The organism is Brevundimonas sp. EU05-FHT14B11, assembly GCF_058790835.1.
Genome location: NZ_JBYTCY010000004.1, coordinates 1 through 24616, shown reverse-complemented (window position 1 = coordinate 24616; position 24616 = coordinate 1). Strand labels below are relative to the sequence as shown.

At 69.1% G+C, this 24616-nt stretch carries 23 protein-coding genes and 1 pseudogene; 10 read left to right on the top strand and 14 right to left on the bottom strand.

Going from position 1 to position 24616, the window contains the following annotated elements; translation table 11 throughout:
• Positions 1 to 239: 239 nt before the first annotated feature.
• Positions 240 to 1013, bottom strand: a complete 774-nt coding sequence (locus AC3WRV_RS16615) for a C40 family peptidase (protein ID WP_492314112.1) — start codon at positions 1011 to 1013, stop codon at positions 240 to 242.
• A 153-nt stretch (positions 1014 to 1166) separates the two neighbouring features.
• Complete coding sequence (locus AC3WRV_RS16610) at positions 1167 to 2552, bottom strand: leucyl aminopeptidase family protein (protein WP_492314111.1); 1386 nt, start codon at positions 2550 to 2552, stop codon at positions 1167 to 1169.
• A gap of 74 nt (positions 2553 to 2626) precedes the next feature.
• On the opposite strand from AC3WRV_RS16610, the gene AC3WRV_RS16605 reads away from it, so the two are divergent.
• The 5 genes from AC3WRV_RS16605 to AC3WRV_RS16585 all read left to right on the top strand — a co-directional run bounded on the left by AC3WRV_RS16605 (position 2627) and on the right by AC3WRV_RS16585 (position 6576).
• Entirely contained in the window at positions 2627 to 3439 is an 813-nt protein-coding gene (locus tag AC3WRV_RS16605) for a tetratricopeptide repeat protein (protein WP_291834610.1), read from the top strand.
• A 29-nt stretch (positions 3440 to 3468) separates the two neighbouring features.
• Positions 3469 to 3933, top strand: coding sequence for an iron-sulfur cluster assembly scaffold protein (locus AC3WRV_RS16600; protein WP_291834613.1), 465 nt, complete (start codon positions 3469 to 3471; stop codon positions 3931 to 3933).
• 81 nt (positions 3934 to 4014) lie between these two features.
• Entirely contained in the window at positions 4015 to 4275 is a 261-nt protein-coding gene (yidD, locus tag AC3WRV_RS16595) for a membrane protein insertion efficiency factor YidD (protein WP_291834641.1), read from the top strand.
• Positions 4272 to 6197, top strand: coding sequence for a threonine--tRNA ligase (gene thrS / locus AC3WRV_RS16590; protein ID WP_492314110.1), 1926 nt, complete (start codon positions 4272 to 4274; stop codon positions 6195 to 6197). Before yidD ends, thrS begins: the two co-directional genes overlap by 4 nt.
• An 88-nt stretch (positions 6198 to 6285) precedes the next feature.
• The gene (locus tag AC3WRV_RS16585) at positions 6286 to 6576 is read left to right on the top strand and encodes a GIY-YIG nuclease family protein (protein ID WP_492314109.1); all 291 of its coding nucleotides are present in this window, start codon (positions 6286 to 6288) and stop codon (positions 6574 to 6576) included.
• A gap of 58 nt (positions 6577 to 6634) precedes the next feature.
• On the opposite strand, the gene phnE is transcribed toward AC3WRV_RS16585, so the two are convergent.
• From phnE to AC3WRV_RS16560, 5 genes and pseudogenes are all read right to left on the bottom strand, one after another.
• Positions 6635 to 7393 carry a phosphonate ABC transporter, permease protein PhnE gene (phnE, locus tag AC3WRV_RS16580; RefSeq protein WP_291834643.1) on the bottom strand — a complete coding sequence of 253 codons (759 nt, stop codon included), beginning with the start codon at positions 7391 to 7393 and terminating at the stop codon, positions 6635 to 6637.
• Positions 7394 to 7624: 231 nt separating this feature from the next.
• Positions 7625 to 8476 (bottom strand): annotated as a pseudogene (gene phnD / locus AC3WRV_RS16575) (phosphate/phosphite/phosphonate ABC transporter substrate-binding protein); the annotation flags it as partial.
• Positions 8477 to 8532: 56 nt separating this feature from the next.
• Positions 8533 to 9549 carry a phosphate/phosphite/phosphonate ABC transporter substrate-binding protein gene (gene phnD, locus AC3WRV_RS16570; protein WP_492314108.1) on the bottom strand — a complete coding sequence of 339 codons (1017 nt, stop codon included), beginning with the start codon at positions 9547 to 9549 and terminating at the stop codon, positions 8533 to 8535.
• A complete protein-coding gene (gene phnC, locus AC3WRV_RS16565; RefSeq protein ID WP_291834622.1) occupies positions 9546 to 10343 on the bottom strand; it encodes a phosphonate ABC transporter ATP-binding protein in 798 nt (265 codons plus the stop codon). Before phnC ends, phnD (AC3WRV_RS16570) begins: the two co-directional genes overlap by 4 nt.
• Before the next feature lie 123 nt (positions 10344 to 10466).
• Positions 10467 to 13250, bottom strand: coding sequence for a M16 family metallopeptidase (locus tag AC3WRV_RS16560; RefSeq protein ID WP_492314107.1), 2784 nt, complete (start codon positions 13248 to 13250; stop codon positions 10467 to 10469).
• Between the two features lie 258 nt (positions 13251 to 13508).
• On the opposite strand from AC3WRV_RS16560, the gene AC3WRV_RS16555 reads away from it, so the two are divergent.
• Both AC3WRV_RS16555 and AC3WRV_RS16550 read left to right on the top strand, forming a co-directional pair.
• Positions 13509 to 14774, top strand: coding sequence for a type III PLP-dependent enzyme (locus AC3WRV_RS16555; RefSeq protein WP_492314106.1), 1266 nt, complete (start codon positions 13509 to 13511; stop codon positions 14772 to 14774).
• A 100-nt stretch (positions 14775 to 14874) separates the two neighbouring features.
• Entirely contained in the window at positions 14875 to 15927 is a 1053-nt protein-coding gene (locus tag AC3WRV_RS16550; protein ID WP_492314105.1) for a 1,9-bis(guanidino)-5-aza-nonane synthase, read from the top strand.
• Between the two features lie 63 nt (positions 15928 to 15990).
• Here the strand turns inward: AC3WRV_RS16550 and AC3WRV_RS16545 are convergent, their stop codons facing one another.
• Together AC3WRV_RS16545 and AC3WRV_RS16540 are read right to left on the bottom strand one after the other, a co-directional pair.
• A complete protein-coding gene (locus AC3WRV_RS16545; RefSeq protein WP_492314104.1) occupies positions 15991 to 16470 on the bottom strand; it encodes a hypothetical protein in 480 nt (159 codons plus the stop codon).
• Between the two features lie 92 nt (positions 16471 to 16562).
• Positions 16563 to 17009: a PadR family transcriptional regulator gene (locus AC3WRV_RS16540; RefSeq protein WP_492314103.1), complete on the bottom strand. Its 447-nt coding sequence runs from the start codon at positions 17007 to 17009 to the stop codon at positions 16563 to 16565.
• 364 nt (positions 17010 to 17373) lie between these two features.
• On the opposite strand from AC3WRV_RS16540, the gene AC3WRV_RS16535 reads away from it, so the two are divergent.
• The 3 genes from AC3WRV_RS16535 (at position 17374) to AC3WRV_RS16525 (ending at position 19094) form a co-directional block, all read left to right on the top strand.
• Entirely contained in the window at positions 17374 to 17727 is a 354-nt protein-coding gene (locus tag AC3WRV_RS16535) for a ribonuclease (RefSeq protein WP_291838838.1), read from the top strand.
• A 105-nt stretch (positions 17728 to 17832) separates the two neighbouring features.
• Entirely contained in the window at positions 17833 to 18321 is a 489-nt protein-coding gene (locus AC3WRV_RS16530) for a hypothetical protein (protein WP_492314102.1), read from the top strand.
• Positions 18303 to 19094, top strand: coding sequence for a phosphatase PAP2 family protein (locus AC3WRV_RS16525; protein WP_492314101.1), 792 nt, complete (start codon positions 18303 to 18305; stop codon positions 19092 to 19094). The genes AC3WRV_RS16530 and AC3WRV_RS16525 overlap by 19 nt, the downstream gene beginning before the upstream one ends.
• On the opposite strand, the gene aguB is transcribed toward AC3WRV_RS16525, so the two are convergent.
• The 5 genes from aguB to msrA form a co-directional block, all read right to left on the bottom strand.
• The gene (gene aguB, locus AC3WRV_RS16520) at positions 19091 to 19957 is read right to left on the bottom strand and encodes an N-carbamoylputrescine amidase (protein WP_291838845.1); all 867 of its coding nucleotides are present in this window, start codon (positions 19955 to 19957) and stop codon (positions 19091 to 19093) included. The two genes, AC3WRV_RS16525 and aguB, sit on opposite strands and share 4 nt — an antisense overlap.
• Positions 19957 to 20958, bottom strand: a complete 1002-nt coding sequence (locus tag AC3WRV_RS16515) for an agmatine deiminase family protein (protein WP_492314100.1) — start codon at positions 20956 to 20958, stop codon at positions 19957 to 19959. Before AC3WRV_RS16515 ends, aguB begins: the two co-directional genes overlap by 1 nt.
• The gene (locus AC3WRV_RS16510; RefSeq protein ID WP_492314099.1) at positions 20955 to 21086 is read right to left on the bottom strand and encodes a hypothetical protein; all 132 of its coding nucleotides are present in this window, start codon (positions 21084 to 21086) and stop codon (positions 20955 to 20957) included. The genes AC3WRV_RS16515 and AC3WRV_RS16510 overlap by 4 nt, the downstream gene beginning before the upstream one ends.
• Before the next feature lie 57 nt (positions 21087 to 21143).
• Positions 21144 to 23627, bottom strand: a complete 2484-nt coding sequence (locus tag AC3WRV_RS16505) for a TonB-dependent receptor (RefSeq protein WP_291838851.1) — start codon at positions 23625 to 23627, stop codon at positions 21144 to 21146.
• A 182-nt stretch (positions 23628 to 23809) separates the two neighbouring features.
• A complete protein-coding gene (msrA, locus tag AC3WRV_RS16500) occupies positions 23810 to 24430 on the bottom strand; it encodes a peptide-methionine (S)-S-oxide reductase MsrA (RefSeq protein WP_291838853.1) in 621 nt (206 codons plus the stop codon).
• Positions 24431 to 24616: the final 186 nt, after the last annotated feature.

The following is a 24616-nucleotide window of genomic DNA, read 5'->3' as shown; positions in this document are numbered from 1 at the left end:
CACAGATACGGAAAGGCCCCGCCGGCGACGGCGGGGCCTTTTTCGTTCTGGCCCGCTATCGTCATCCCGGCGAAGGCCGGAACCCGGCGGCGCGCGAAAGCACGAACCTGTGGGGAGCTCGAATATCGGCGACAGCGAGCTTCGTTGACGGCTGATGGTGTTTCGCCGCAGTCGCGGCGCCGCTGGGTCCCGGGGTTCGCTTCGCGCCCCCGGGATGACGATAGCAACGGAGTTGTGGCTCAGAGCCTGCGGAAGCGCGGCGCCTTGAAGCCCTCGGCGGCGTAGCGGGCTTCCGCCTCGGCCAGCGGCTCGATGACCACCGCGCCGTGGTGGCCGGTGGCGTGCAGGACGCGGTCGGCGTCGATCAGGATCGCCGAATGGCCGTTCCACGGCCCCATGTCGTCATGCAGCCAGATCACCAGGTCGCCGCGACGGGCCTGCGCGCGCGGCGTCTCGGCGCCCAGCTCGACCTGCTGGTCCGGATAGCGCGGCGCGGCGCGGCCGCAGGCGTAGAGCGCCTGCTGGATCAGGCCCGCGCAGTCGGTGCCGCGCGAGGAGCGGCCGCCGGGAACGTGCGGCACGCCGAGCAGGCGTTCGGCCACGGCGACGGGATCGGTCTCGAACGCGCCGACAGGCTGGAAACTGGGGTCTTCGCCCTCGAGGACGAGGGCGTTCAGCGGCAGGGCGGCGTCGACCGCGGCCACCCGGGCGCGGGCCAGGGGCGCGCCCTCGGTCAGGTTGGAGGCCTTGACCCAGCCGACCACGCCGTCGCGGCGGGCGCGGCCCCACAGGCGGTCGCCGTCGGCGTCGAGGATGTCGAAGACCTCGCCGAAGACCAGCTGGTCGATGCGGGATCCGGTTTCGCCATGGATGTCGGCCACCGGGGCGGTGCAGCGCATCGCCCGGGTCGCGCGGTAGGCCGCGGCGCGGACCACGCCTTCCAGCGCCTGCTCGGCCAGATCGGGCCGGGCCAGGGTGGTGCGGGGGTCCAGAATGTCGGCGGCAGCGGTCAAACGAAGCTCGTCTGGTTGAGCCGGTGTTGTAGCGCGCGGTGGTGGAAGGGCCGTTAACGGGAGGAAGTTAGGCAGCAGGCAGTAGGCAGTAGGCAGTAGGCGGTAGATCGCAGCCGGGCGGCTGGGAGAGCAATCCTCCCTGTTGCCTACTGCCTACTGCCTCACCGCGAAGCGGCGCTTCAGCATCTCGAACGACGCCCGCAGGCCTTGCGCCTCGCCGCCCTCGGGCCAGCCGGGGCGGGCGCGGGGGTTCCAGGCGAAGATGTCCATGTGCGCCCAGGCGCCGGTCTCGGGGGCGAACTTCTGCAGGAACAGGGCCGCGCAGACCGAGCCGGCCTGCGCCCAGGCGGAGGAATCGTTCTTCAGGTCGGCGATCTCGGTCTCCAGCGCCGACCGGTAGCCGGCCCACAGCGGCATGCGCCACAGCGGGTCGCCCACGGCGGCGGCGGCGGCCAGCATGTCGGCGGCCAGGGCCTCGTCGTCGGTATACAGCGGCGGCAGCTCCGGTCCCAGCGCCATCCGCGCGGCGCCGGTCAGGGTGGCGAAGTCCAGCGTCAGGTCGGGGTTGTGCTCCGCCGCCCGGGCCAGGACGTCGGCGAGGATCAGCCGGCCCTCGGCGTCCGTATTGCCGATCTCGATGGTCAGGCCCTTGCGGCTGGACAGGACGTCGCCGGGGCGGAAGGCGTCGCCCGACACCGCGTTCTCGACGGCGGCGACCAGCACCACCAGCCGCACCGGCAGCCCGGCCTGCATGATCAGGCGGCCGAGCGCCAGCACATGGGCCGATCCGCCCATGTCCTTCTTCATGTTGCGCATGCCCGCGGCGGGCTTGAGGTCCAGTCCGCCGGTGTCGAAGACGACGCCCTTGCCGACCAGGGCCACCAAGGGCAGGCCGGTCTGGTCCAGGTTCCAGCCGATCTCGATGACCCGGGGCGCGCGGTGCGGGGCGGCGGCGCGGCCGACGGCGTGGACGGCGGGGTAGTTCTCTTCCAGCAGGGCGTCGCCGGTGATGACCGACAGGGCCGCGCCGTGGGCCTCGGCGATCTCGCGGGCGATGGTCTCGATCTGCAGGGGGCCCATGTCGCCGGCGGGGGTGTCGACCATCTCGCGGGCCAGGGCGCAGGCGGAGGCGATGTTCAGCAGGGGCTGCACGTCCACGCCGGGGGCGGCCAGACGCGGGCCCTGGGCGGGACGGCTCTTGTAGCGGTCGAAGCGATAGGCTCCCAGGGCGAAGGCCAGGGCCGCCTGCGAGGCCGCCTCCCCGTCCACGCCGTCCAGCCGCCACAGGCCGGCGGGCAGTCTGGCCGCCAGCCCCCGGGCGGCCATGGGATCGAAGCGGTCGCCGGCGCCGAACAGGGCGCCCGCCACGGCGCCGTCCGCGCCGGGCAGGACCAGCAGCTGGCCGGCCTTGCCGGTGAAGTCATTGGCGGCGGCCCAGGCCGCCTCGGCGCCGCCCAGAACCGCGTCCTTGCCGACCACGCGGACCGGAAGCGCGCCCGTGGCGTCGGCAGTCAGCACATCGGGATGGAGAACGGACATGGAGTCGGCCTTTGTTAACCAGCAGTTGACGCGGAGGGCCGATTCTATGGCCGACCTTTCCGGAGCGCCTTCTCATGTCGCGCACGACCGCCTGTATCGCAACCGTCGTCCTGTTCACCGCCCTCGCCGCCCCGGCGCTGGCGCAGGTCACGCCTGTGCCTCAACAGGCCGCCGAGCCCGCGCCGCCGCGCACGCCCGCGACCGCCGAGGTGCGCGCCGCCTATGAGCGGGCCGACGCCCTGTCGCGGTCGGTGTTCTGGACCCAGGAGGCCGAGATCACGCCGCTGGATCCGGTCGCCGGAGTGAAGGCCTCGCAGGCGCTGCGCGAACTGGGCCGCCACGACCAGGCCGCCGACATCGCCCAGCGCGTGCTGCTGGTCCAGCCGGGCAACTACGACGCCATGCTGGAGCTGGGGCGGGCCCATATCGCGCGCGGCCAGGCCTTCTACGGCATCCTGGCGCTGGAGCGGGCCCGCGACATGAAGCCCGACGACTGGCACCCCTGGTCGCTGCTGGGCACGGCCTATGAGCAGGTGCGCCGGACCGACGACGCGCGCGCCTCCTGGGCCCAGGCCCTGGCCCTGTCGCCCGAGAATCCCGACGTGCTGACCAATATGGCCGTCTCGGCCATGACGCGCGGCGACAACGCCTCCGCCGAGCCCCTGCTGCGCCGCGCCGCCGCCCAGCCGGGCGCCTCGCTGAAGGTGCGGCTGAACTTGGCGCTGGCCCTGGGTCTGAACGGGAAGATGGGCGAGGCGGAGCAGATCCTGCGCCGCGACCTGCCGCCGGACCAGGCCGACAGCAACCTGGCCTGGCTGAACGCCCGCAACGCCGCGGGCTCGCAACAGGCCGCCGCCCGCACCTGGACCTCGCTGCAAGGTAGCTGAGGGGCGGTTGATCCCCTACATTGGGTTCCATGATCGACGAGCTCTACAGCACGCGCATCCTGACGCTGGCGGCCAACCTGCCGCACAGCGGCCGCCTGCCCGCGCCGGAAGGCACGGGCGAGCGGGTCGCCAAGCTGTGCGGATCGAAGGCCGTCGTGGACGTGACGCTGGACGCCGAGGGCCGCATCGCGACCTTCGCTCAGGACGTGAAGGCCTGCGCCCTGGGCCAGGCCGCCGCGGGCGTGCTGGGCGAGGCGGTGATCGGCGCGACGGCGAATGAGCTGTCCGCCGCCCGCGACGCCATGCTGGCCATGCTGAAATCCGGCGGCGAAGGCCCCGAGGGCCGGTTCGAGGGCCTGCGCGCCCTGAAACAGGTCGCCGACTACCCGGCCCGCCACGCCTCCACCATGGTCGCCATCGAGGCGACGCTGGACGCCGTCCGCGAGGCGCTGGAGCGCAAGGCTCCGGACACCCGAACTCGCCTCGCCGGCTAGGCGGTTGCTCCTTTATCTTTGGCCTATCGCGCGGTCGCGCTACTTGAGGCCAGGCCCTTCACGGGGGATAAGCGCGGCGACATGGCTTCCGGCGGAACTCTCTACGAACGCGGCGTCCGATTGGCCCATCGCGGGTACAAGGTGACGCTGTCGCCCCTGATCGGGCAGCAATGCCGGTTCCGGCCGACCTGCTCCGACTACGGGCGGGACGCGCTGATCCAGCACGGACCGCTCAAGGGGGGATGGCTCACGGTCAGACGCCTCTGTAAATGCCACCCCTTCAGCGGCATGGACTGGACCTATGATCCGGTGCCTCCGCCGCCCGAAAAGACAGACCGATGATCGAACTCAAATTCCCCGACGGCGCCAGCCGACAGTTTCCCGCCGATGCGACGGGCCGTGACGTGGCGGCCTCCATCTCCCCGTCCCTGGCCAAGCGCGCGGCGCTGGTCGAGATCAACGGCCAGCAGTGGGACGTGGACCGTCCGCTGGAAGTCGGCGGCGACTTCAAGCTGATCATGCGTGACGATCCCGACGCGCTGGAGACCATCCGCCACGACGCCGCGCACATCCTGGCGCAGGCCGTGCAGGAGCTGTTCCCCGGCACCCAGGTCACCATCGGCCCGGCCATCGAGGACGGCTTCTATTATGACTTCTTCCGCGAAGAGCCGTTCTCGACGGACGACTTCGCCGCGATCGAGAAGCGGATGGCCGAGATCGTCGACCGCGACGAGAAGCTGGTTCGCGAGGTCTGGAACCGCGACGAGGCCATCGCGATGTTCGAGGCCAAGGGCGAGAGCTTCAAGGCCGAGCTGATCCGCGACCTGCCCGCCAGCGAGACGATCACCGTCTACCGGACGGGAACCTGGGCGGACCTGTGCCGCGGACCGCACTTCCCCTCGACGAAGTTCGTGGGCAAGGCCTTCAAGCTGACCAAGCTGGCCGGCGCCTACTGGCGCGGCGACCACCGCAATCCGCAGCTGCAGCGCATCTACGCCACGGCCTGGGCCAGCCAGGCCGACCTGGACGCCTATCTGCTGCGCGTCGAGGAGGCCGAGAAGCGCGACCACCGCAAGCTGGGCCGCGCCATGGAGCTCTTCCACATGCAGGAAGAGGGCCGGGGCATGGTCTTCTGGCACCCCAAGGGCTGGGTGCTGTGGCAGGTCATCGAGGCCTATATGCGCCGCCGGCTGGACGCCGCCGGCTATGTCGAGGTCAAGACGCCCCAGGTGCTGGACCGCACCTTCTGGGAGAAGTCGGGCCATTGGGAGAAATACCGCCCCAACATGTTCGTCTGCGAGACGGTCGAGGGCGAGACCCTCAGCCTGAAGCCGATGAACTGCCCGGGCCACGTGCAGATCTTCGGCATCGGCCAGCGGTCCTACCGTGAGCTGCCGCTGCGCATGGCCGAGTTCGGCGCCTGCCACCGCTATGAGCCGTCGGGCGCCCTGCACGGCCTGATGCGCGTGCGCGGCTTCACCCAGGACGACGCCCACATCTTCTGCCGCGAGGACCAGATCGTCGAGGAGACGGAGCGCTTCATCCGCCTGACGAAGATGATCCACGCCGACCTGGGCATGGAGACGGCCTACATCAACCTGGCCACCCGCCCCGAGATCCGCGCCGGGTCGGACGCGTTCTGGGACAAGGCCGAGGGCATGCTGGCCGAGGCCGCCAAGGCCGCGGGCGTCGATCCGGTCATCGCCGAAGGCGACGGCGCCTTCTACGCGCCCAAGCTGGACTTCGTGGTCAAGGACGCCATCGGGCGCGAGTGGACCTGCGGCACGCTGCAGCTGGACTACGTCCTGCCCGAGCGGCTGGACGCGACCTACATCGGCGAGGACGGCCAGAAGCATCGGCCGGTCATGCTGCACCGCGCGATCCTGGGCTCGTTCGAGCGCTTCATCGGCATCATGATCGAGAACTACGCCGGGGCCTTCCCGCTGTGGCTGGCGCCGACGCAGGCGGTGGTGGCGACCATCGTCTCGGACGCCGACAGCTACGCCGAAGAGGTGGTGGCGAAGTTCAAGGCCGCCGGGCTGCGGACCGAGATCGACCTGCGCAACGAGAAGGTCGGCTACAAGGTGCGTGAGCACTCGGTCGGCAAGGTCCCGGTCATCGCCGTGGTCGGCAAGAAGGAAGCCGAAGAGGGCATGGTCGCCCTGCGCCGCCTCGGCTCGCAGGCCCAGGAACTGGTCACCGTCGAGGAAGCCATCCGCATGCTGACGGAAGAGGCGACGCCGCCGGATCTGCGGCAGGGCTGACACACGCTTGACGTGCATGGATGATCGGATTTAATTCCGCTCATCCCCGCGAAGGCGGGGACCCAGGTTTTAGCCGCGGTCTCCGCCTTTGGCCTTTTTCACCTACATCGTCGCCAGCAAGCGGAACGGCACCCTCTATACGGGATCGACCGACAACCTGCTGGTGCGCATCACGCAGCATCGAGACAAGATGCGACCGGAGAGCTTCACGGCGAGATACGGCGTCGCCCGGCTTGTCTGGTATGAGGTCTACGAGAGCCGCGCCGGCGCATTCCGGCGCGAGCGCCAGATCAAGAAATGGAATCGGCTGTGGAAGCTGAGGCTCATCGAAGAGATGAACCCCGGCTGGCACGACCTGTTCGACCGGCTGCGCGCTTAGCTCAAGCCTGGGTCCCCGCCTTCGCGGGGATGAGCGGAGGTGGGTGCGGTTCTCAGGCTCAGAGCAGCCGCTTGCGCATGGCCTGGGAGAGCATGTCGATCAGGGTCACCGCCACGACGATGATGATCGCGATGGTCGAGACCTTGGAATATTCGAACGCCTGCAGGCTTTCGAACAGGGTCTGGCCGATGCCGCCGGCGCCGATCAGGCCCAGCACGGTGGCCGCGCGGCTGTTCGATTCGAAACGGTAGAGGGCGAAGGAGGTCCACAGCGGGGCCACCTGCGGGATGACGCCCCAGGCGATCTCGTGCAGGCCGCCCGCGCCGGTCGCCTTGACGCCCTCGATGGGCCCCTTGTCGATCGACTCGACCGCTTCCGAGAACAGCTTGGCCAGCACGCCGGCGGTGTTCAGGGCGATGGCCAGCACCCCGGCCAGCGGGCCCAGGCCCACGGCGACGATGAACAGGGTGGCGACCACCAGGTCGGGCACCGAGCGCAGCAGGTCCATCACGCGGCGCACCGGCCAGACCAACCAGGCCGGCGACAGGTTGCGCGACGCCATGAGGCTGAGCGGGATGGCGATGAAGACCGCCAGGAAGGTGCCCCATAGGGCGATCTGAACCGTCAGCCACATCTGGCCGACCAGCATGCGCCACTGGCTGAAGTCCGGGCTAAGGAAGGCCTGGCCGTATTTCTGCATCTTCTCCGGGCTGGAGAAGAGGTTGCCGATATTGGGCAGGCCGACGTGGCCGACCGCCGCCAGCAGGATGATGGCGAAGCCGCCCCACAGCAGGATGTCCAGCGACCAGGCGGCCATGGACTTCTTCGGCGGCGCCGGAACCACGGCCGGATCGCTCGGCGCGGGAGCCCGCTTGGGCAGGACGTTCAGACCGATGGCCAGCAGCACCAGGACGCCGATCAGGGCGAACGGCCCCCAGCGGGTGATCTGATCCTTCCTGGACGGCGGCGCGACCTCGGGCGGACGGCCCTCACGACGGGCCTGGTCGGCCTTCATCTCGCGGATGGGGTCCAGGTAGCTATTGTCGGCGGCGCGGAACTGGGAATAGTTCAGCTTGGTCATCACCGCGCGCTGTTGCTCGACGTCGGGGCCGTAGCCCTGGCCGTAGGTGACGAAGAACTGACGAATCTTGGCCTTCACGTCGGCGGGAAGGTCGCCGCGGATCAGGATGCCCGATTCCGGGATCGGCGGGGACTGCCAGATGACCTCGATCTGGTCGGCGATGGCCGGGTTCTCGCGGCGCAGGAAGACGGTGTTGACCGAGTTGGAGGTCGCCACGTCGACCAGGCCGTTGGCCACGGCGAAGGAGTTGGCCTGGTGGCTGGCAGAGCGGACGGTGGCGAAGCAGGCCGACGGCGTGATGTTCCGCGGGCTGAAGAAATAGGTCATCGGCGCCAGGGTGCCCGACGTCGACTGGGCGTCGCCGATGCCGAAGTCGTAGCGCTTTCCGCAACGCTCGACGTCGGCGAGCGTGATGCCCGAGCCCTTCTTCACGATCAGGGACGAGGTGTAGGAATCCTTGCCCTCGATATCGACGGTGCGGGCGATGACCTCGGCGCCGGCGCGGTCGATCGCCTGGACGGCCGGCAGGGCCGAGAACCAGCCGATCTGGGCCTGGTCGGCGCTCATGGCCTCGACCAGCACGCTGTAGTTCGAGCCGAAGATGGGCTCGACCGGAATGCCGACCGCGCGTTCCAGATCGTCCAGCAGCGGCTGCCACATCGGGCCGGACGAGGCCTGGCCTTCCGCCGACAGGATGGTGAAGACCAGTTTGGTCGGGCGCTCGGCCCGGGTCTGGGCGGCGGCGGGGACCGAGGTCAGTCCGAGGACGACGACGGCGAGCGCCAGGACGGCGGCGAAGACGGTACGAAGGCGGCTCATGCCCATGGCTTTCCGGAACGCGCCCGAACGGGCGGCGGTTGTGGTCTTGAGGGGGTTCACGGCTGAACCTCGCGTTTCGCCCGCAGGCGTTGCAGTTCCTGCTCGGCCTCGGCGACGCCGGCGGCGTTGCGCTCGGCGCGGGCGGCGATCAGCCGCTGGTCGGCCATCATTTCCCGCACGGGGTCCAGATAGTCGTCGTCAGCGGCGTTGAAGCGTGAATAGCGCAGTCCGGCCAGCACGCGGCGCTGGCGCTCGGCCTCGACCCCGGCGCCCTGGCCGTAGGTCAGGAAGAAGCTGCGGATTTTTTCCTTCAGCGCCGGGTCCAGGTCCTCGCGCACCACAATCCCGCCCTCGGGGATCGGCGGCGACTGCCAGATGACCTGGATCTGCTCGGCGAGGGTCGGGTTCTGGCCCTGCAGGGCCGCGCCGCTGACGGTGTTGGAGGTCGCCACGTCCAGCACGCCGGAGGCGACCTCGAAGGCGTTGCGCTCATGGTTGGCCGAGCGGACGCTGCTGAAGCAGCGCTCCGGATCGATGCCGCGCGGCGTGAACAGATAGGTCAGCGGGGCCAGGGTGCCCGAGGTCGACTGGGCGTCGCCGATGCCGAAGCTGTAGCGCCGCCCGCAGGCCATGACGCCGTCCAGGGTGATGCCCGAACCCGTCTTGACGATCAGGGTGGCGCGATAGTTGTCCTGGCCCTGCTGGTTGACGGTGCGCGCGATCAGTTCGGCGTTCGCGTCATCGATGGCGTCGATCGCGGGCTGGGCCGAGAACCAGCCGGCCTGGACCTCGCCCCGCTTCATGTCCTCGACCAGGGCGGCGTAGGTCGAGGCGAACTGCGGCTTCACCGGCGCGCCGACGGCCTTGGACATGTCGTCCAGCAGAGGCTGCCACAGGGGGCCGGCGGACGCCTGGCCCTGGGCGGAGAGGATGGAGAAGGTCACGGTCTCGGCCGGCTTGCCGGACGCGCCGTTCCGCTCGCCGCAGCCGGCCAGAGCCACGCCGGTCAGGCCCAGCGCGGCGACGGCGAGAGCGCCGATCCCGGAACGGCGAGCCCAGCCGGAAAGGATCATGCCTTGGTTTCCCAGAAGGCGTCCTCGAACTCCGGGCCGTAGATTTCGATCAGGCGGGCCGTGTCCAGACCGGTCGACGGGCCGTCGTAGACGATCTTGCCGCCCTGCAGGGCGATGACGCGGTCGCAATAGCGGATGGCGTAGTCGACCTGGTGCAGGGTGACGATGACGCCCATGCCGTCGCGCTGGTTCAGCTCGACCAGCAGCTCCATGACCTTGCGGGCGGAGACGGGATCCAGCGAGGCGACGGGTTCGTCGGCCAGGATGGCCTTCGCGCCCTGCACGATGGCGCGGGCGATGGCGCCGCGCTGCTGCTGCCCGCCGGACAGGGTGTTGGCGCGCTGGGCCGCATAGTCGGACACGCCGACGCGGTGCAGGGCGGCCATGGCGAGTTCCTTGTCCGCGCCCGGCCAGGCGCCGAACAGGCCGCGCCAGCCCGGAACGCGGCCGAGCGCGCCCAGCATGACGTTGGAGAACAGCGACAGGCGGCCGACCAGATTGAACTGCTGGAAGATCATGCCCAGCTTCTGGCGCGCGGCGCGGACCTGACCGGTCACGCGGCCGTTCTTCTGAACCACCTCGCCGAAGACGGTGATGGTGCCCTTACCGCCGTCGATCGACTGCAGGCCGGTGATCGAGCGCAGCAGGGTCGACTTGCCGGAGCCGGACGGGCCGATCAGGGCGACCATCTCGCCGGCGCCGACCTCGACGGAGACGCCGTTCAACGCCTTCCGGGCGCCGAAGGTTTTGGACACGTCCTTGACGGACGCGACAGCGGCGGGAGCTGAGGTCATGAGCACGCGAATTTGCGGTTGCAAGGGCGCGCCGCATGGCCCGACAGGGCCCGCGAGGCAAGTCTTAATGGCACGTCCGCGACGATTTCGTCCAGCGGAACGGCGCCGCGGGCACGCCCTGCCCTACTGCGCCGTCCGCACCTCGACCGGCAGGCCGAGGGCCTCCAGTTGGGGCCGGACGGTCGCCGCATCGCCCACGACCACCCAGACGAAGGGCGCTTCCCCCAGAAGGCGGCGGGCCTCGGCGTCCAGCGCGGCCTGGTCCAGCCCCTGATAGCGAGGCGCCAGGGTGGTCCAGTAGTCGTCAGGACGGCCGTAGAGGGCGTTCGAGCGCAGGGCGCCCAGCAGGGCCGCCGAGGTCTCGAACTGGCCCGGGATCTGGCGGACGTTGGCGTTGACGATCCGCTCGCGCTCGGCGGCGGTGACGCCCCGGTCGGACAGGAAGGCGCGGTACTGATCGATCAGGACCTGCACCGACTCGCCCGTGCGGTTCGACTGGACGGGGGCGGAGATGATGTAGGGCACCTGCTGTTCCAGCCCGGCGGCGGAGCCGCCCAGGCCGTAGGACCACCCGCGCGTCTCGCGGATGTCCTGGTTGATGCGCGACAGGAAGCCGCTGCCGATCGCCTCGTTGGCGGCGGTGAAGACCACCCGGTCCTGGTGGCCGGTCGTCGGCAGGACCATGGCGCCGAGGATGATCGACTGGGGCGACTGGGGCCGGTCGACCAGGATGATGCGCGGCTGGGCCGTCGGGACGGCGGCGGCGAAATTCTTCTCGCCGCGGGCCGAAGCCGGCGGCGCCCACTGACCGAGATGGGCTTCCAGAAGGGCGGCGACCTCCGACAGGGGCTTGTCGGAAACGACGAAGATCTGGGCCAGGTCGGGGCGGATCCAGCGGGCATGGAAGGCCTGCAGATCCTCGCGGCTGATCGCGCCGACGCTCTCGGGCGAGCCGAGGCCGGTCATCGGGCGGCCGTAGGGATGGTCGGCGCCGAAGACCAGGGCGGGCCAGGCGCGCCCGGCCATGCCGTTGGGCGAGCTGCGCTCCTGGGCGATCTGGGCCAGTTGCTGGGTCCGGCGGCGCTCGATATCGCCCGGGCGGAAGGCCGGACGGCGGATGATGTCGCCCATCAGGGCCAGGGCCGGGTCCAGATTGGCGGTCGGCGACATCAGGCTGATGACCGTGCGGTCCATCGACGCGCCGGCGCTGATGCTGGCGCCCAGCTGTTCCTCGCGCTCGGCGATCTGGGCGGCGTCACGGTCGCCGGCGGCTTCCTTCAGCAGGCCCAGCATCAGGGTCTGGGCGCCCAGTTCATCGGCCGGATCGGCGGCCAGGCCGGCGTTGAACTCAACCGCCACGCGGGTGATCGGCACCGTGGTCGAGCGGGCGTAGACGACCTCCATCCCGTTCGACAGGCGCAGGCGTTCGGTGGCCGGGAAGACCAGCGGGCGCATCTCGCCGACAGGCGGCATGGGCGCGCGCGGGGTGATCGTCAGAGGGGCGGCGGGCGCCGGGGCCGGACGGTTGTCGGCGGCCTCGGCATAGGCTTCGCGCTCGCCCGGCTCGACGCGGACGGCCAGCACCGGACGGGTCAGCCAGCGCTGCATGGCCGCCTTGACCGAGGCGGGCGTCACCGCGCCGTAGGCGGCCAGCTGACGACGGTAGAAGCCGGGATCATTGGCGTAGAGCTCGCCTTCGGCCAGGGTCACCGCCTTGCCGCCGAAACCGCCGGTCGGCTCAAGCGCCTGCAGCACCCCGGCGATGCGGCGGGTCACGGCGCGCTCGACCTCGGCCTGGGTCGGGCCGCTGGCGATATAGTCGGCCAGCAGCTGGTCCAGCCGCGCCGAGACGGCGTCCGCGTCGCCGCCCGCCTTCACGTTCACATCGATGTCGATCATGCCCAGCCGCTGGAACGGCTGATAGGAGGCGCTGACCGAGGTCGCCGTCTCGTCGCCGCGCACCAGGGCGTTGTCCAGGCGCGAGCTGGCCAGGCCGCCGAACACGCTGGCGGCGATGTCCAGGGCCGCCGCCTCGTCGGACACCAGGCCGGGGACCACCCAGTTGCGCGACAGCTGGGTGTTGGGCACGCGGTCGTGCAGCACCTTGTCGACGCGCGCCGCCAGGGTGGGGATGTCGGCCTGGGCCGGTTCGTTCACCGCGCCGCGGGGGATGTGGCCGAAGTATTTCTCGACCAGCGGCCGCGCGGTCGCCGTGTCGATGTCGCCCGCCAGCACCAGGACGGCGTTGTTGGGGCCGTAGTTGTCGCGGTGCCACTGGCGCAGGTCTTCCAGGCTGGCGGCGTCCAGGTCGGCCATCGAGCCGATGGTCGAGTGGCGATAGGGGTGCCCCTCGGGGAAGAGGGTCTCCAGCACCGTGTAATAAACGAGGCCGTAGGGCTGGTTGTCGCCCTGGCGCTTCTCGTTCTGGACCACGCCGCGCTGGTTATCGAGCCGCTCCTGGCTGAGCGCGCCCAGCAGATGCCCCATCCGGTCGCTCTCCATGTAGAGCGCCTGGTCCACCGCCGAGGTCGGCACGGTCTGGAAGAAGTTGGTGCGGTCGAACCAGGTGGTGCCGTTCCAGTCTGTGGCGCCCATGGCCCGCAGGGGCTCCATCAGGCCCCCGGGCACGTTCTCGGTCGGATTGAACAGGCCGATGTGCTCGAACAGGTGGGCATAGCCGGTCTGGCCCGCCGGCTCGTCCTTGGAGCCGACGTTGTACCAGGCGTGGATGGCCACAACCGGCGCCTTGCGGTCGGTGTGGACGACGACCCTCAGGCCGTTGTCGAGGGTGAACTCTTCGAAGGGGATGTCGACGCTGCGGGCCAGTTCGGAGGCCGGAACCTGGGCGAAGGCCTGCCACGGCGTGACGGCGAGAAAGACGGCGGCGAGAAGAGCGGCGCGGCGCATGGAACAGTCCCCCGAATGATATGCGGAGGGGACGGTATCAGCGCTCCGCGGCGCGGCAAGTTACGGCTGAGTCATGCCGGGCGGCCAAGCTCGTTCCGCACGCGGACAAATCCCGAGCAAGATCAACGCCCGCCTAGAAAAAACCTCTTTACATGACAGTCGTATGACCTCATATCGCGCCTTCCGGCGGACCCCGTAGGTCTAACGTTGCGCTGCTAACGCCGGTCTGGGTTTAACAATTACAGGGGTTTACGTGAATTGCGCACGTATCCATTTCCCCTGGACCTGGTCCGCGAGCGGTCCCCTGAACGTCCCGTCGCCCTCGTGCGACCGCGTTCGGTTTCCGTAGCGGCGCGCTGGTTCCAGGACAATCTGAACGCTGACGTCTTCTATGCGGTGAAGGCGAACCCTTCGCGCTGGGTCATCGAGACCCTGATCGAGTCGGGCGTCACCGCCTTCGACGTGGCTTCCATCGGCGAGATCGAGCTGGTTCGCTCGGTGAGCGTCGACGCACGCCTGGCCTTCATGCACCCGGTCAAGAGCCGCGGCGCGATCACCAAGGCCTATTTCGACCACGGCGTCCGCACCTTCTCGCTCGACAGCCATGACGAGCTGCAGAAGATCATCGAATCCACCGGCGGCGCGACCGACCTGAACCTGCTGGTTCGCATGGCGGTCTCGGCGGACGGCGCGGCCTATTCCCTGTCGGGCAAGTTCGGCGTCTCGCCGGACCAGGCCCCGTCCCTGCTGCTGGCCACCCGCCAGGCGGTGAAGGACGGCCTGATGGGCGTCTGCTTCCACGTCGGATCGCAATGCATGCGCCCGTCCGCCTATGAGGCCGCCATGGCCCAGGTCGGCCGCGCCATCAGCCGCGCCGGCGTATTCGTGGACATCGTCGATGTCGGCGGCGGCTTCCCCTCGGTCTATCCGGGCATGGTCCCGCCGGACATGAGCGAATACGCCGACGCCATCCACCGCGGCTTCCGCGAGATGCCCGTGTCGGAAACGACCGAGCTGTGGTGCGAGCCGGGCCGGTCGCTGGTCGCCGAATCCTCGTCGGTCCTGTGCCGCGTGGACCTGCGCAAGGGCGACGCCCTGTATCTGAACGACGGGTCGTACGGCTCGCTGTTCGACGCCACCCACTCGCGCTGGCCCTTCCCGACCAAGCTGGTCCGGGACGGAGACGCCTCGTCTGACCTGAAGCCCTTCCGCTTCTACGGCCCGACCTGCGATTCCATCGACCACATGCCGGGCCCGTTCTGGCTGCCGGCCGATGTGCAGGAAGGCGATTTCATCGAGATCGGCATGCTCGGCGCCTATGGCGTCGCCATGACGACCGGCTTCAATGGCTATGGCGAGCATGACATCGCCGCGGTCGAGGACGCCCCGATGGCCTCGCTCTACGGCCTGGCGCCGCGCTCCATCCCGACCGTGCGCACCTCGGCGGAAGAGCAGGCCCGCAAGATCGTCCGCCTGTCGCGCCCGAAGGGCAAGGCGGGCCAGCGGAAGAAGCAACGGCGCTAAACCGTCGCTTTTGCGTTGTAACAAGCAGCGGCCCGTCGCTCCGTCCGGGCCGCTGTTCTCTTTTGACGACGGGCGCTCAAATCAAAGGGAAACCCTTGCAATGAACGCTCCCGTTCAATCGAACCAAAAAGCCCAACTGCTCCAGAACACGGTCGAGCACGTCGACATCACCTCGTTCGACGCCCGTCCGATCATCGACAGCATGCGCAAGATGTCGTTCTCGTCGCGCGACACCGCCCGCGCCGCCGACATCTTCAACATGGCCATCGAGGACAAGGACTGCTCGCCGTGGCTGATCCTGGCCGGCTCGACCTCGGCCGGCGGCTGCATGCACGTGTACCGCGACATGGTGAAGTTCGGCATGATCGACGCCGTGGTCGCCACCGGCGCCTCGATCGTCGACATGGATTTCTTCGAGGCCCTGGGCTTCAAGCACTACCAGGCCGCCGGCGAGGTGGACGACAACGTCCTGCGCGACAACTACATCGACCGGATCTACGACACCTACATCGACGAGGAAGAGCTTCAGGCGTGTGACCACACCATCCTGGAGATCTGCAACCGTCTGGAGCCGCGCGGCTATTCCTCGCGCGAGTTCATCTGGGAAATGGGCAAGTGGCTGTCGGAAGGCAACGCCAAGAAGCCCGGCTCGCTGATCCAGACCGCCTATGAAGAGGGCGTGCCGATCTTCTGCCCGGCCTTCGTGGACTCCTCGGCCGGCTTCGGCCTGGTCAAGCACCAGAAGGAGCGGATCGCCGAGGGCAAGCCCTATCTGATGATCGACGCGGTGGCGGACTTCCGCGAACTGACCGACATCAAGATCGCCGCGGGCGTCACCGGCCTGTTCATGGTCGGCGGCGGGGTGCCCAAGAACTTCGCCCAGGACACGGTCGTCTGCGCCGAGATCCTCGGCATCGAGGCCGAGATGCACCGCTATGCGGTCCAGATCACGGTCGCCGACGTCCGCGACGGCGCCTGCTCGTCCTCGACGCTCAAGGAAGCCGCCTCGTGGGGCAAGGTGCAGACCACGCACGAGCAGATGGTCTTCGCCGAAGCCACCACCGTCGTGCCGCTGATCGGCTCGGACGCCTATCACCGCGGGACCTGGAAGAACCGCGACAAGCGCCGCTGGAACAAGCTGTTCGGGAAGTAAGACCGCTTGGGTCGAACCCATGAGAGGGGCCGGAGCGATCCGGCCCCTTTTTCATGTCTGCCGTCAGCGGCCGACCGGCACTTGGGCGACGGCGGTCATGATCGCATCGTTCATCACCTTGTCGTCCAGGCAGCCGTAATCCAGGCCCCGGCGAATGGCCCCGAACGCGCCGCTCCAGGTGATGACCGCACCGCCGTTGTCGGTGAGGTAGTTCTCGCACTCCTCGCCCGCGAAGGACGACGACAGCTGTTCGGTCTCGGGGCGATAGGGGACGAGCGCGTCCCGGAGACGGATATAGGTCCCAGCTTCGCCCACCAACCGGCGCCGCCGGACAGTCCAGTTTGAATAGTCTCCGGCCCAATGACCGTCCTCGATCCAGACCGTATCGTCGGCGGTCACCGTGACCGTGCGCGTCTCGCACGCACCACAGAACGGCGGCGGCTGAGGATCATAGACGATGCGCTCTAGCCCCTCGGCGGGCGAGATGGACGCGCAGGCGCCGAGAGACAGCGTCATTAGCGAAATGGCGAACAGAGGTCTCATTCGCCGACCCTACACCGGGTCTGCGCCTCGCCAATAGCGCACGATAAAGGGGCCACAATCACTCGCGGCCCCTTCGCTTCAGCTTGCGTCTCTTACTGCCCGCTGATCTCCCGCACCGCCTTCATCAGGCTTTCCACCACCCGCGCGGTTTCCGGATCGCTCCAGTCGCCGGGCTTGGTGACGATGGCCTGACGCAGGGTGTGCAGGGCCTCGCGCACGACTTCCGGAGCCTGTTCGCCCGAGACCATCCGGGCCGCCAGCACCATGCGCTGCATGACGCCGTCGACGGCCGTGCGGTTCGCGTCCAGCCAGGCCTGGCCGGCCTCCGTCACCGAGAAGACCTGCTTGCCGCCGGCTTCGACGCCGGCGATCAGGCCCTCGTCCGAGAGCAGCGAGAGGTTAGGGTAGACCACGCCCGGCGAGGGGGCGTAGCCGCCGCCGAAGGCGGTCTCGATGGCCTTGATCAGGTCGTAGCCGTGGCGGGGCTCCTGCTCGATGAGGGCCAGCAGCACCAGCCTCAGATCGCCCGGACCGAACATGCGCCGGCCCCGGCCGCCGCCCCTTCCTCCCATACCTTGGCCGCCCATGCCATGGCGCCCGCCGGGTCCACCCCGGCCGAACATGCCCCGACCGAAGCCGCGGCCTTCGCCGTCGCCCCGATCCGCGCCGCAATGAGCGCCGTGGCCCCATTCCCGGTCATGACCGCGATGGCGGTCGTGGTGGCGGCCGTGGTGGCCGCTTTCGTCTTCGTGAAATCCAAACATCATGTGTCCTTTCGTTTTCATGCGGCAAAGATATATCTTAAAAAGTGCTACGCAATAGTCGTAAGATATATTTTTATGGGCCGCCCCCGCTTCGGAACCTCGCCCGCCCCCGACCGCTATGTTCGGGAAGGAGTTTTCCATGACCGAGCAGCAACAGCAGACCGAAGACGCCCGCGAAGCCGACGACATGGGTGAAAAGCCGGACCTGGGGCGCACGCCGGACGCCCTGACCGAGGCCCTGTCGGGTTCGGACATGGGATCGGACACGCGCGCCGGCTCCCTGCAGGGCGGGGCCGCCACGGGTTCGGACGACGACCCCGACCAGGACCTGATCAACGAGACCCTGGCCAGCGAGGGCATGGCCTCCGCCGATCCCCAGTCTCCGTCGGGCGTGGAACCCAATGCGGTGAAGAACACGGGCAAGGATCTGAAAGGGCCGGCGGGCGATCCCGCCGAGGGCGGGCGGGGAGAGGCCGACGCGGCGACGGGCTGACACACTCCGGCGCTCGGTCGCCGAACCGGCCTCTTGCCGCCTTGCCGCCGCCGCATGGTTGGGCCACGGTGAAGCCAACAACGCAGTCTCAAGGACGGATACGGGATGAAGCGCATGCTTTGGGCCGCCACGATCACGGCGGCCATCGTCATGACCGGTTGCGACAGCAACGCGAAAAAGGATGACGCGGCCGTCGAGGCGACGCCGACGGACGGCGCCACCGAGGCCACGACGGCGGCCGGCCCCGCCGTTGCGCCCCCTGCGACAACCGCCGAGCCCGCCGCGCCTGACGCTCCCGCGTTCGCGGTCATCTACCCGGGCGGCCAGCCCAAGTCTGCGGCCATCTCGGCCCAAGGGCCTGCGGGCCCCGGCGGCATGCTTGATTTCACCACCGACGCCACGCCGGACGAGGTCGTCGCCTTCTATCGCCAGCGCGCCGAAGCCGCGGGCCTGAAGCCGATCAACAGCCTGAACCGGGGCGAGGCGCGGGCCTATTCGGCCGGCGACGGCGGAACCCGCCTGCTGACCGTGGTCGTGACCCCGGTCGACGGCGCCCCCAACGACGTCCAGCTGTCGTGGACCGGCGGCCACTGATCCGTACGGCCGCCGTCGCGGCCCTGATCCTGCTGCCGGGGGCCTGCGCCACGAGCGGCGGGAGCGGCCCGGCGGCCCTGCCCGTGTCCGGCTATCTGGACGCCGGCGCCCTCGACGCCCTGTCCGGCGCCTTCGCCCCATCGCTCACGACCCTGACCTGGACCGGTGACGAGACGCCGGGCGCCGCGCCCGGGTCCGACCGCTGGTGGATGGCCACAGCCCAGGCGGAGTTGCGTCCGCCCGAAGCCGCCCAGCATTTCGACTGCGCCTTGGGGACCCGCCTGGCCGGCGCGCCCCGCCCGGCCCTGACCCGGCTGATGAATCGTCTTCTGGTCGACGCCGACAGCCTGACCCGCCGCCTGGCCGCCGGGCACGCGCGCGCCCGTCCCATCGCCGTCGACCCGACCCTTCAGCCCTGCCAGCGCGTCACCGACACCATGCGCGACAGCCCGTCCTGGCCCGCCAACGGCGCGGTCGCGGGCGCCACCTATGGCGAAATGTTCGCCGACCTCGCGCCCGACCGGGCCGAGGCCGCGCGCCGAGAGGGGGCCGAGATCGGCTTCAGCCGCATCGTCTGCCGCATGAACTGGCCGAGCGACGTGCGGGACGGCGCGAGCATCGGCCGGACGCTCTACGCCCGCGCCGCCGCCGCGCCGGACTTCGCCGCCGATCTTGAGGCCGCGCGCGCCGAGGTGGCCGCCGCCCGGGCGGAAGGCCTGACCAACCCGTCGTGCGCCGCAGAGCGCCGGGCGCTCAGGCCGGCCGGCTCCTAGGCGGGGCGCGGGCCGCTGATGACGCCGTAAAGGTCGGTGCGGCGGTCGCGGAAGAAGCCCCAGGCCGCGCGGTGGCGATCCAGGAAGTCGAGGTCGAAGGTGTGCACCAGCACGCCCTCCTCCCGCTCCAGGCTTTCGACCAGATCACCGCGATGGTCGGCGATGAAGGAGTGGCCGTAGAAGGTCTGGCCCGCCTCCGTCACCTGCTCATGACCGATGCGGTTGGCGCCGACGACCGGCACGACGTTTGACACGGCATGGCCCTGCATGGCCCGGCGCCACGGCGCGGCGGTGTCCAGGGTGTCGTCATGCGGCTCGGTGCCGATGGCGGTCGGATACATCAGGATCTCAGCGCCCTGCAGCATCATCGCGCGGGCGGTCTCCGGGTACCACTGGTCCCAGCAGATGCCGACACCGATGCGGCCGAACTTGGTGTCCCAGACCTTGAAGCCGGTGTCGCCGGGCCGGAAGTAGTACTTTTCCTGATAACCGGGGCCGTCGGGGATGTGGCTCTTGCGATAGACGCCCATCAGGGTCCCGTCGGCGTCGATCATCACCAGCGAGTTGAAATAGTGCGGCCCCTCGCGCTCGAAGATCGAGACGGGAATGACCACGCCCAGTTCCCTGGCCAGCGGCTGCAGTTGGACGACGGCGGGGTGTTCACGCCACGGCCAGGCCGTGCCGAACCACTTCTCCTCCTGCGAGACGCAGAAATACGGCCCCTGGAACAGCTCGGACGGCAGGATCACCTGCGCGCCCCGGGCCGCGGCCTCGCGGATGAAGCCGACCGTCTTGTCGATGTTCGCCTGCATGTCCTCGCCATAGGCGGTCTGGATGGCGGCGACGCTGATCGTGCGGCTCATTACGCAGGCTCCTGCTGGCTGATGCAGTGGAAGGATCCCCCGCCGCTCAGGATGGCGAGCGACGGCAGCGGGATGATCTCGCGGTCCGGATAGACGGTCTTCAGGCCCTGGCAGGCCAGGTCGGCCGCCCGGTCGTCGCCGTAGGTCGGGACGATCACCGCGCCGTTGGCGATCAGGAAATTCATGTGGCTGGCGGGAATCGGCTTCTCGTCCTCGTCCAGCACCAGGCCGGGCGACGGCAGGCGCAGGACCGTGATCGGCCCGCCGGCCGCATCCGTCATCTCCGACAGGGCCTTGGCCACCGCGTCATAGACGTCGTCGTTCGGGTCGTTCCGGCCCCAGGCGATCGGGCAGGCCACCACGCCCGGCGCGACGAAACGGGCCAGGTTGTCGACGTGGCCGTCGGTGTGGTCGTTCAGCAGGCCGTCGCCCAGCCACAGCACCTTGCGGGCGGCCAGCGCCCCGGTCAGGGCGGCCTCGGCCTTCGCCTCGGTCCAGCCGGGGTTGCGGTTGGGGTTCAGCAGGCACTGGCGGGTGGTCAGGATGGTCCCCTGCCCGTCGTGGTCCAGCGCCCCGCCCTCGAGGATGAAGTCGTTGCGATCGAGCGGCACGCCGGAGGCCGCGCCGATCTGGGTCGCGACGGTGTCGTCGTGCTCGAGTTCGTACTTGCCGCCCCAGCCGTTGAAGCGGAAGGCGGCGGCGCGGGCCGAGCCGGCGCCGAAGATCGGGCCGGTGTCGCGCAGCCAGATGTCGCCGAAGCGACCGTCGATGACCTCGACCCCGTCCACGCCGGCGAAGCGGGCGCGGGCGTCGTCCAGCGCCTCGGCCTTGCCGACCAGCAGCTTGACGTGTTCACGCCCCGGACCGGCCAGGGCGCGCACCAAGGCCTCGACCTCGGCCTGCGCCGGTTCGAGGTTGTCCTCCCACAGCTCGCCATGGCTGGGCCAGCCGACCCACATCGCGCGGTGCGGCGACCATTCGGCGGGGACGGGCGTGGTCATGGGCGGAAGCGATCCTTGTGCGCGGCGAAGCAGGCCAGCCGCGCCAGATAGACATGCGCGGCCCCGACTTCAACGTTCCGGCCGTCGCGGGTGACGTGCAGGCCCAGGCGATGCGAGGCGGCGCGCAAGAAGAAAGGGCGGCCCGTTTCCGGACCGCCCTCCATTCAGTCTGAACCGCGTGAGCCTTAGAAGGCGACGCGCAGGGTGGCGACGACCGAGCGCGGAGCGCCCAGGTTGGCCGTCTGGCCCGAGCCCGACGGAGCCGTCGAGGTCGCGATATCCGACAGGTACAGTTCGTCGAACACGTTCAGGGCGTTGATCTGCAGGTAGGTGCCTGGACGGATGAAGTCGAGGTCGTAGCGCAGATCGACGTCCACCAGGGTGTAGTCCTTGGTGTAGTCGTTCGAGCCCGGCCCCTGGCTGACCAGGGTGGTCCAGCGTTCGCCGACGTACTTGCCCTGGACACCCAGGGTCAGCGCGCCGACTTCGTACTGGGCGCGCAGGCCGTACTGCCATTCCGGCACTTCGAACAGCTCATTGCCCTTGGTGGCGAAGGTGCTGCCGGCGGTGGTGCCGGGGATGTCTTCCTTGATCTCGCTGCCCAAGTACGAGGCCGTGGCGTAGAGCGAGAGGTTGTCGTTGACGAAGTAGCCGATCTGGCCGTCGACGCCCCAGCGGTCCACATCACCGGCGTTGGTGGTGTAGGCGATGGTGTCCAGCAGGTTGCCGTCGTCGTCGCGAACTTCTTCGTAGGCGCGAACGATGTAGTTCTGGAAGGCCGAGTAGTAGGCCGAGACCGAGGCGATCAGGCGGCTGGACTGGTAGCGGTAGCCGATGTCGTAGTTGTTGGTGGTTTCCGGTTCCGGGTTGGCCGGGATCCGGTCGTACAGGTCATCGGTACGCGGAGCCGACAGGTTCTTCGAGTACGAGGCGAAGAGCTGCTGGTTCTCGGCGAAGCGCCAGGTGACGTTCACGTTCGGCAGGACGTCGTCGTACTTGCGCTCGAAGGCGACCGGGGCGCCAGGGGTCGGGGTGATCAGCACGCCCGCCGAAGTGCGCGGGGCCTGGGCCGAGCAGTAGGCGTCGAAGGTGTCGAGCTGGTAGCAGAAGTTCTGCAGGTTGCGCTTGAAGAAGGGCATCCGCACGCCGAGATCGAGGGTCAGGGCGTTGTCGAAGTAGTCACCGACGTACTGCAGCGAAACCTGGTTCAGTTCGGCGGTCGAACGACGGTTGCGCTTCTGGAAGACGTTGCCGTCGCGCGTCAGAATCTGCTGGCCGTTGTTCATGACGCCGCCGAACCAGTCGGCGGGCAGGCCGCCCAGGTCGACGCGGCTGTATTCGCCGGTCTGACGGTGCACACCGAAGTCGTGGGTGTACGACACGCGGAAGCGGTGATCTTCGTTCAGATCATAGATCAGCGAGCCGTTGACGCTGGTGCGGTTGGTGCGGGTGTTCGACGGCGAGTACAGGCGGATCCGGTCGAGGATGTCGCCGTCGCCGTTGAGATCGACGCCGTTGGCGACGCGGGTCGCGGCCGTGGCGGGGTTGTAGATCAGGCCCTGCAGGCGCTGATCGGTTTCCTCGATCGCCTGAATGCCGCCGCCGTTCGCCAGGGTGTAGGAGAACTGCGGGTCAACCGTCAGGGTCAGCTTGTCGGTCAGGGTGAAGCGCGACTGGCCGCGGACGTTGAAGCTGTCGGTCGGGTTGAAGAAGGTGCCGTAGAAGCTGCCGCAGCCCGGGTTCAGGGCGGCGGTGCCGTGGTCCTGACGGCCGGCGCCCGGAGCCAGAAGCTGGCAGGACTGGGTGTTGCCGGCTTCAAGCACGCCGCCGTTGTTGAAGTTGCGGACGTTCTTGCGGCCGTAGGTGTTGTTGCGGTCTTCCTGATAGCGGAAGGCCACCGACACGAAGTCGCCGTTGTCGCCGAGCGGCTGATAGATGCGGCCGTTGACGGCCTGGCGCTCCAGGTCGCCCGGGTTGGTCACGCCGTCACGGTCGAACTGCTCGTAGCTGTTGGCCGACAGGGCCAGCCAGGCGGTCGTGCCCCAGGGGCCGATGGCGCCGGTGTCCAGCATCGCGAAGATGCGCTGGTAGTTGTCGGTGCCGATCGACGGCTGGACGATGATGCCGAAGTCGTTGCTCGGACGACGGGTCACCAGGTTGACGGTGCCGCCGGTGCCGGCCGCGGTCGGGCTGTCGACGTCGGTCGTGCCCTGGTTGACGCTGACGCGCTCCAGCAGTTCCGGTTCGATCTGCTGGGTCGGATAGATCTGGTAGTTGCCGGTGTCGTTCAGCTGGATCCCGTCGAGGTTCATCGAGATGCGCTGGGCGTCGAAGCCGCGGATGGTCAGGTCGCCGCCGGAGTTGCCGTAGGCGTCATTGTTATTGAAGTTCACACCCGGCTGCAGGTTCAGCGACTGCAGGGTGTTCTGGCCGGGCTGCTGGCGGGCCAGGTACTCTTGGGTCACGGTCGAGCGCGACTTGCCGATCTGCTGGGCGACGATCGCGCCGTCGATGCTGCGCGGACCGCGCGAACCCGTGACGACGACCTCGCCCAGGTCAGTTTCTTCAACCGCGGCGGAGCCGGTCGATTGGGCCGAAGCGGCGCCGGCCAGAAGCAGGCCGCTGAAGAGGGCCGTGGTGGCCCAGAACACGCGTTTGCGGTTCGTCATTGTCATCTATCCCCGATGAGCTGGGCGGAAGCGCCCTCGTCCGGCGGCGGCCGGTCGAAATCACGCCCCCCTTAGGCGCGCCGTTGGAAAGTGGGACGACATTGATGTGACAGTGACATGACAGTCGGCGGGGGTGGCCGTCGGGACACACCATGTTGCAACGCACAACTGTGGATGGTTTTTCAGCCCCAGACCTGACGAAGCCGCTCGGGCCGGCCGCAGAATCGGCTGTAGCCGCCGTATCTAACCGGATTGCGGCGGGCGAAATCCTGATGCTCGGCCCCGGCGGGCCAGAACCGGGCGGCGGCGCGAACGGGTGTCACAAACCGATCGGCGCCGATGATCCGGACGGCGGCCGCGCGCGAAGCCTCCGCCGTCGGACGCTGGGCGGTCGTGGCGAAGACGGCGGTCCCGTAGCTGGCGCCCCGGTCGCAGAACTGGCCCTCCGCATCGGTCGGATCGATGGTGCGCCAGAAGCGATCGACTAGGGCGCGATACGAGATCCGGGCGGGATCGAAGGTGACCTGGACCGCTTCCAGATGTCCCGTGCCGCCGCGCACGACCTGATCATAGGTCGGATTGGCGGTTCGCCCGCCGGCGAAGCCGGAGACCGCGGCCACCACGCCGGGCATGTGCTCGAAATTGGATTCCGTCGACCAGAAGCAGCCGCCGGCGAAGACCGCGACCTCGCGGCGGCCGCTGTCCTGTTGCGCGGCGGGCGGAGCGCCGCCCTCGGCCCTGTCGCCGCCCGAACAGGCGGCGGCGGCGAGGATGGCGAGGATCAGGAGGAGACGGCGCGGCATGGGACAGCCTCGTTCGACGATGGTCCTCATACGTAGGCGCTGCATCGGCGGATGTCGCGCAAAGCAAAACCGCCGGCCCTCTTTGGAGGACCGGCGGCTCTGTAGTCTTGGCCTACCGGCCTTCGGCCTGCTTGAGGCCGAAGGCTTCGGATCAGCTTCCGTTTTTAGCGGAAGTTGATGCCGATG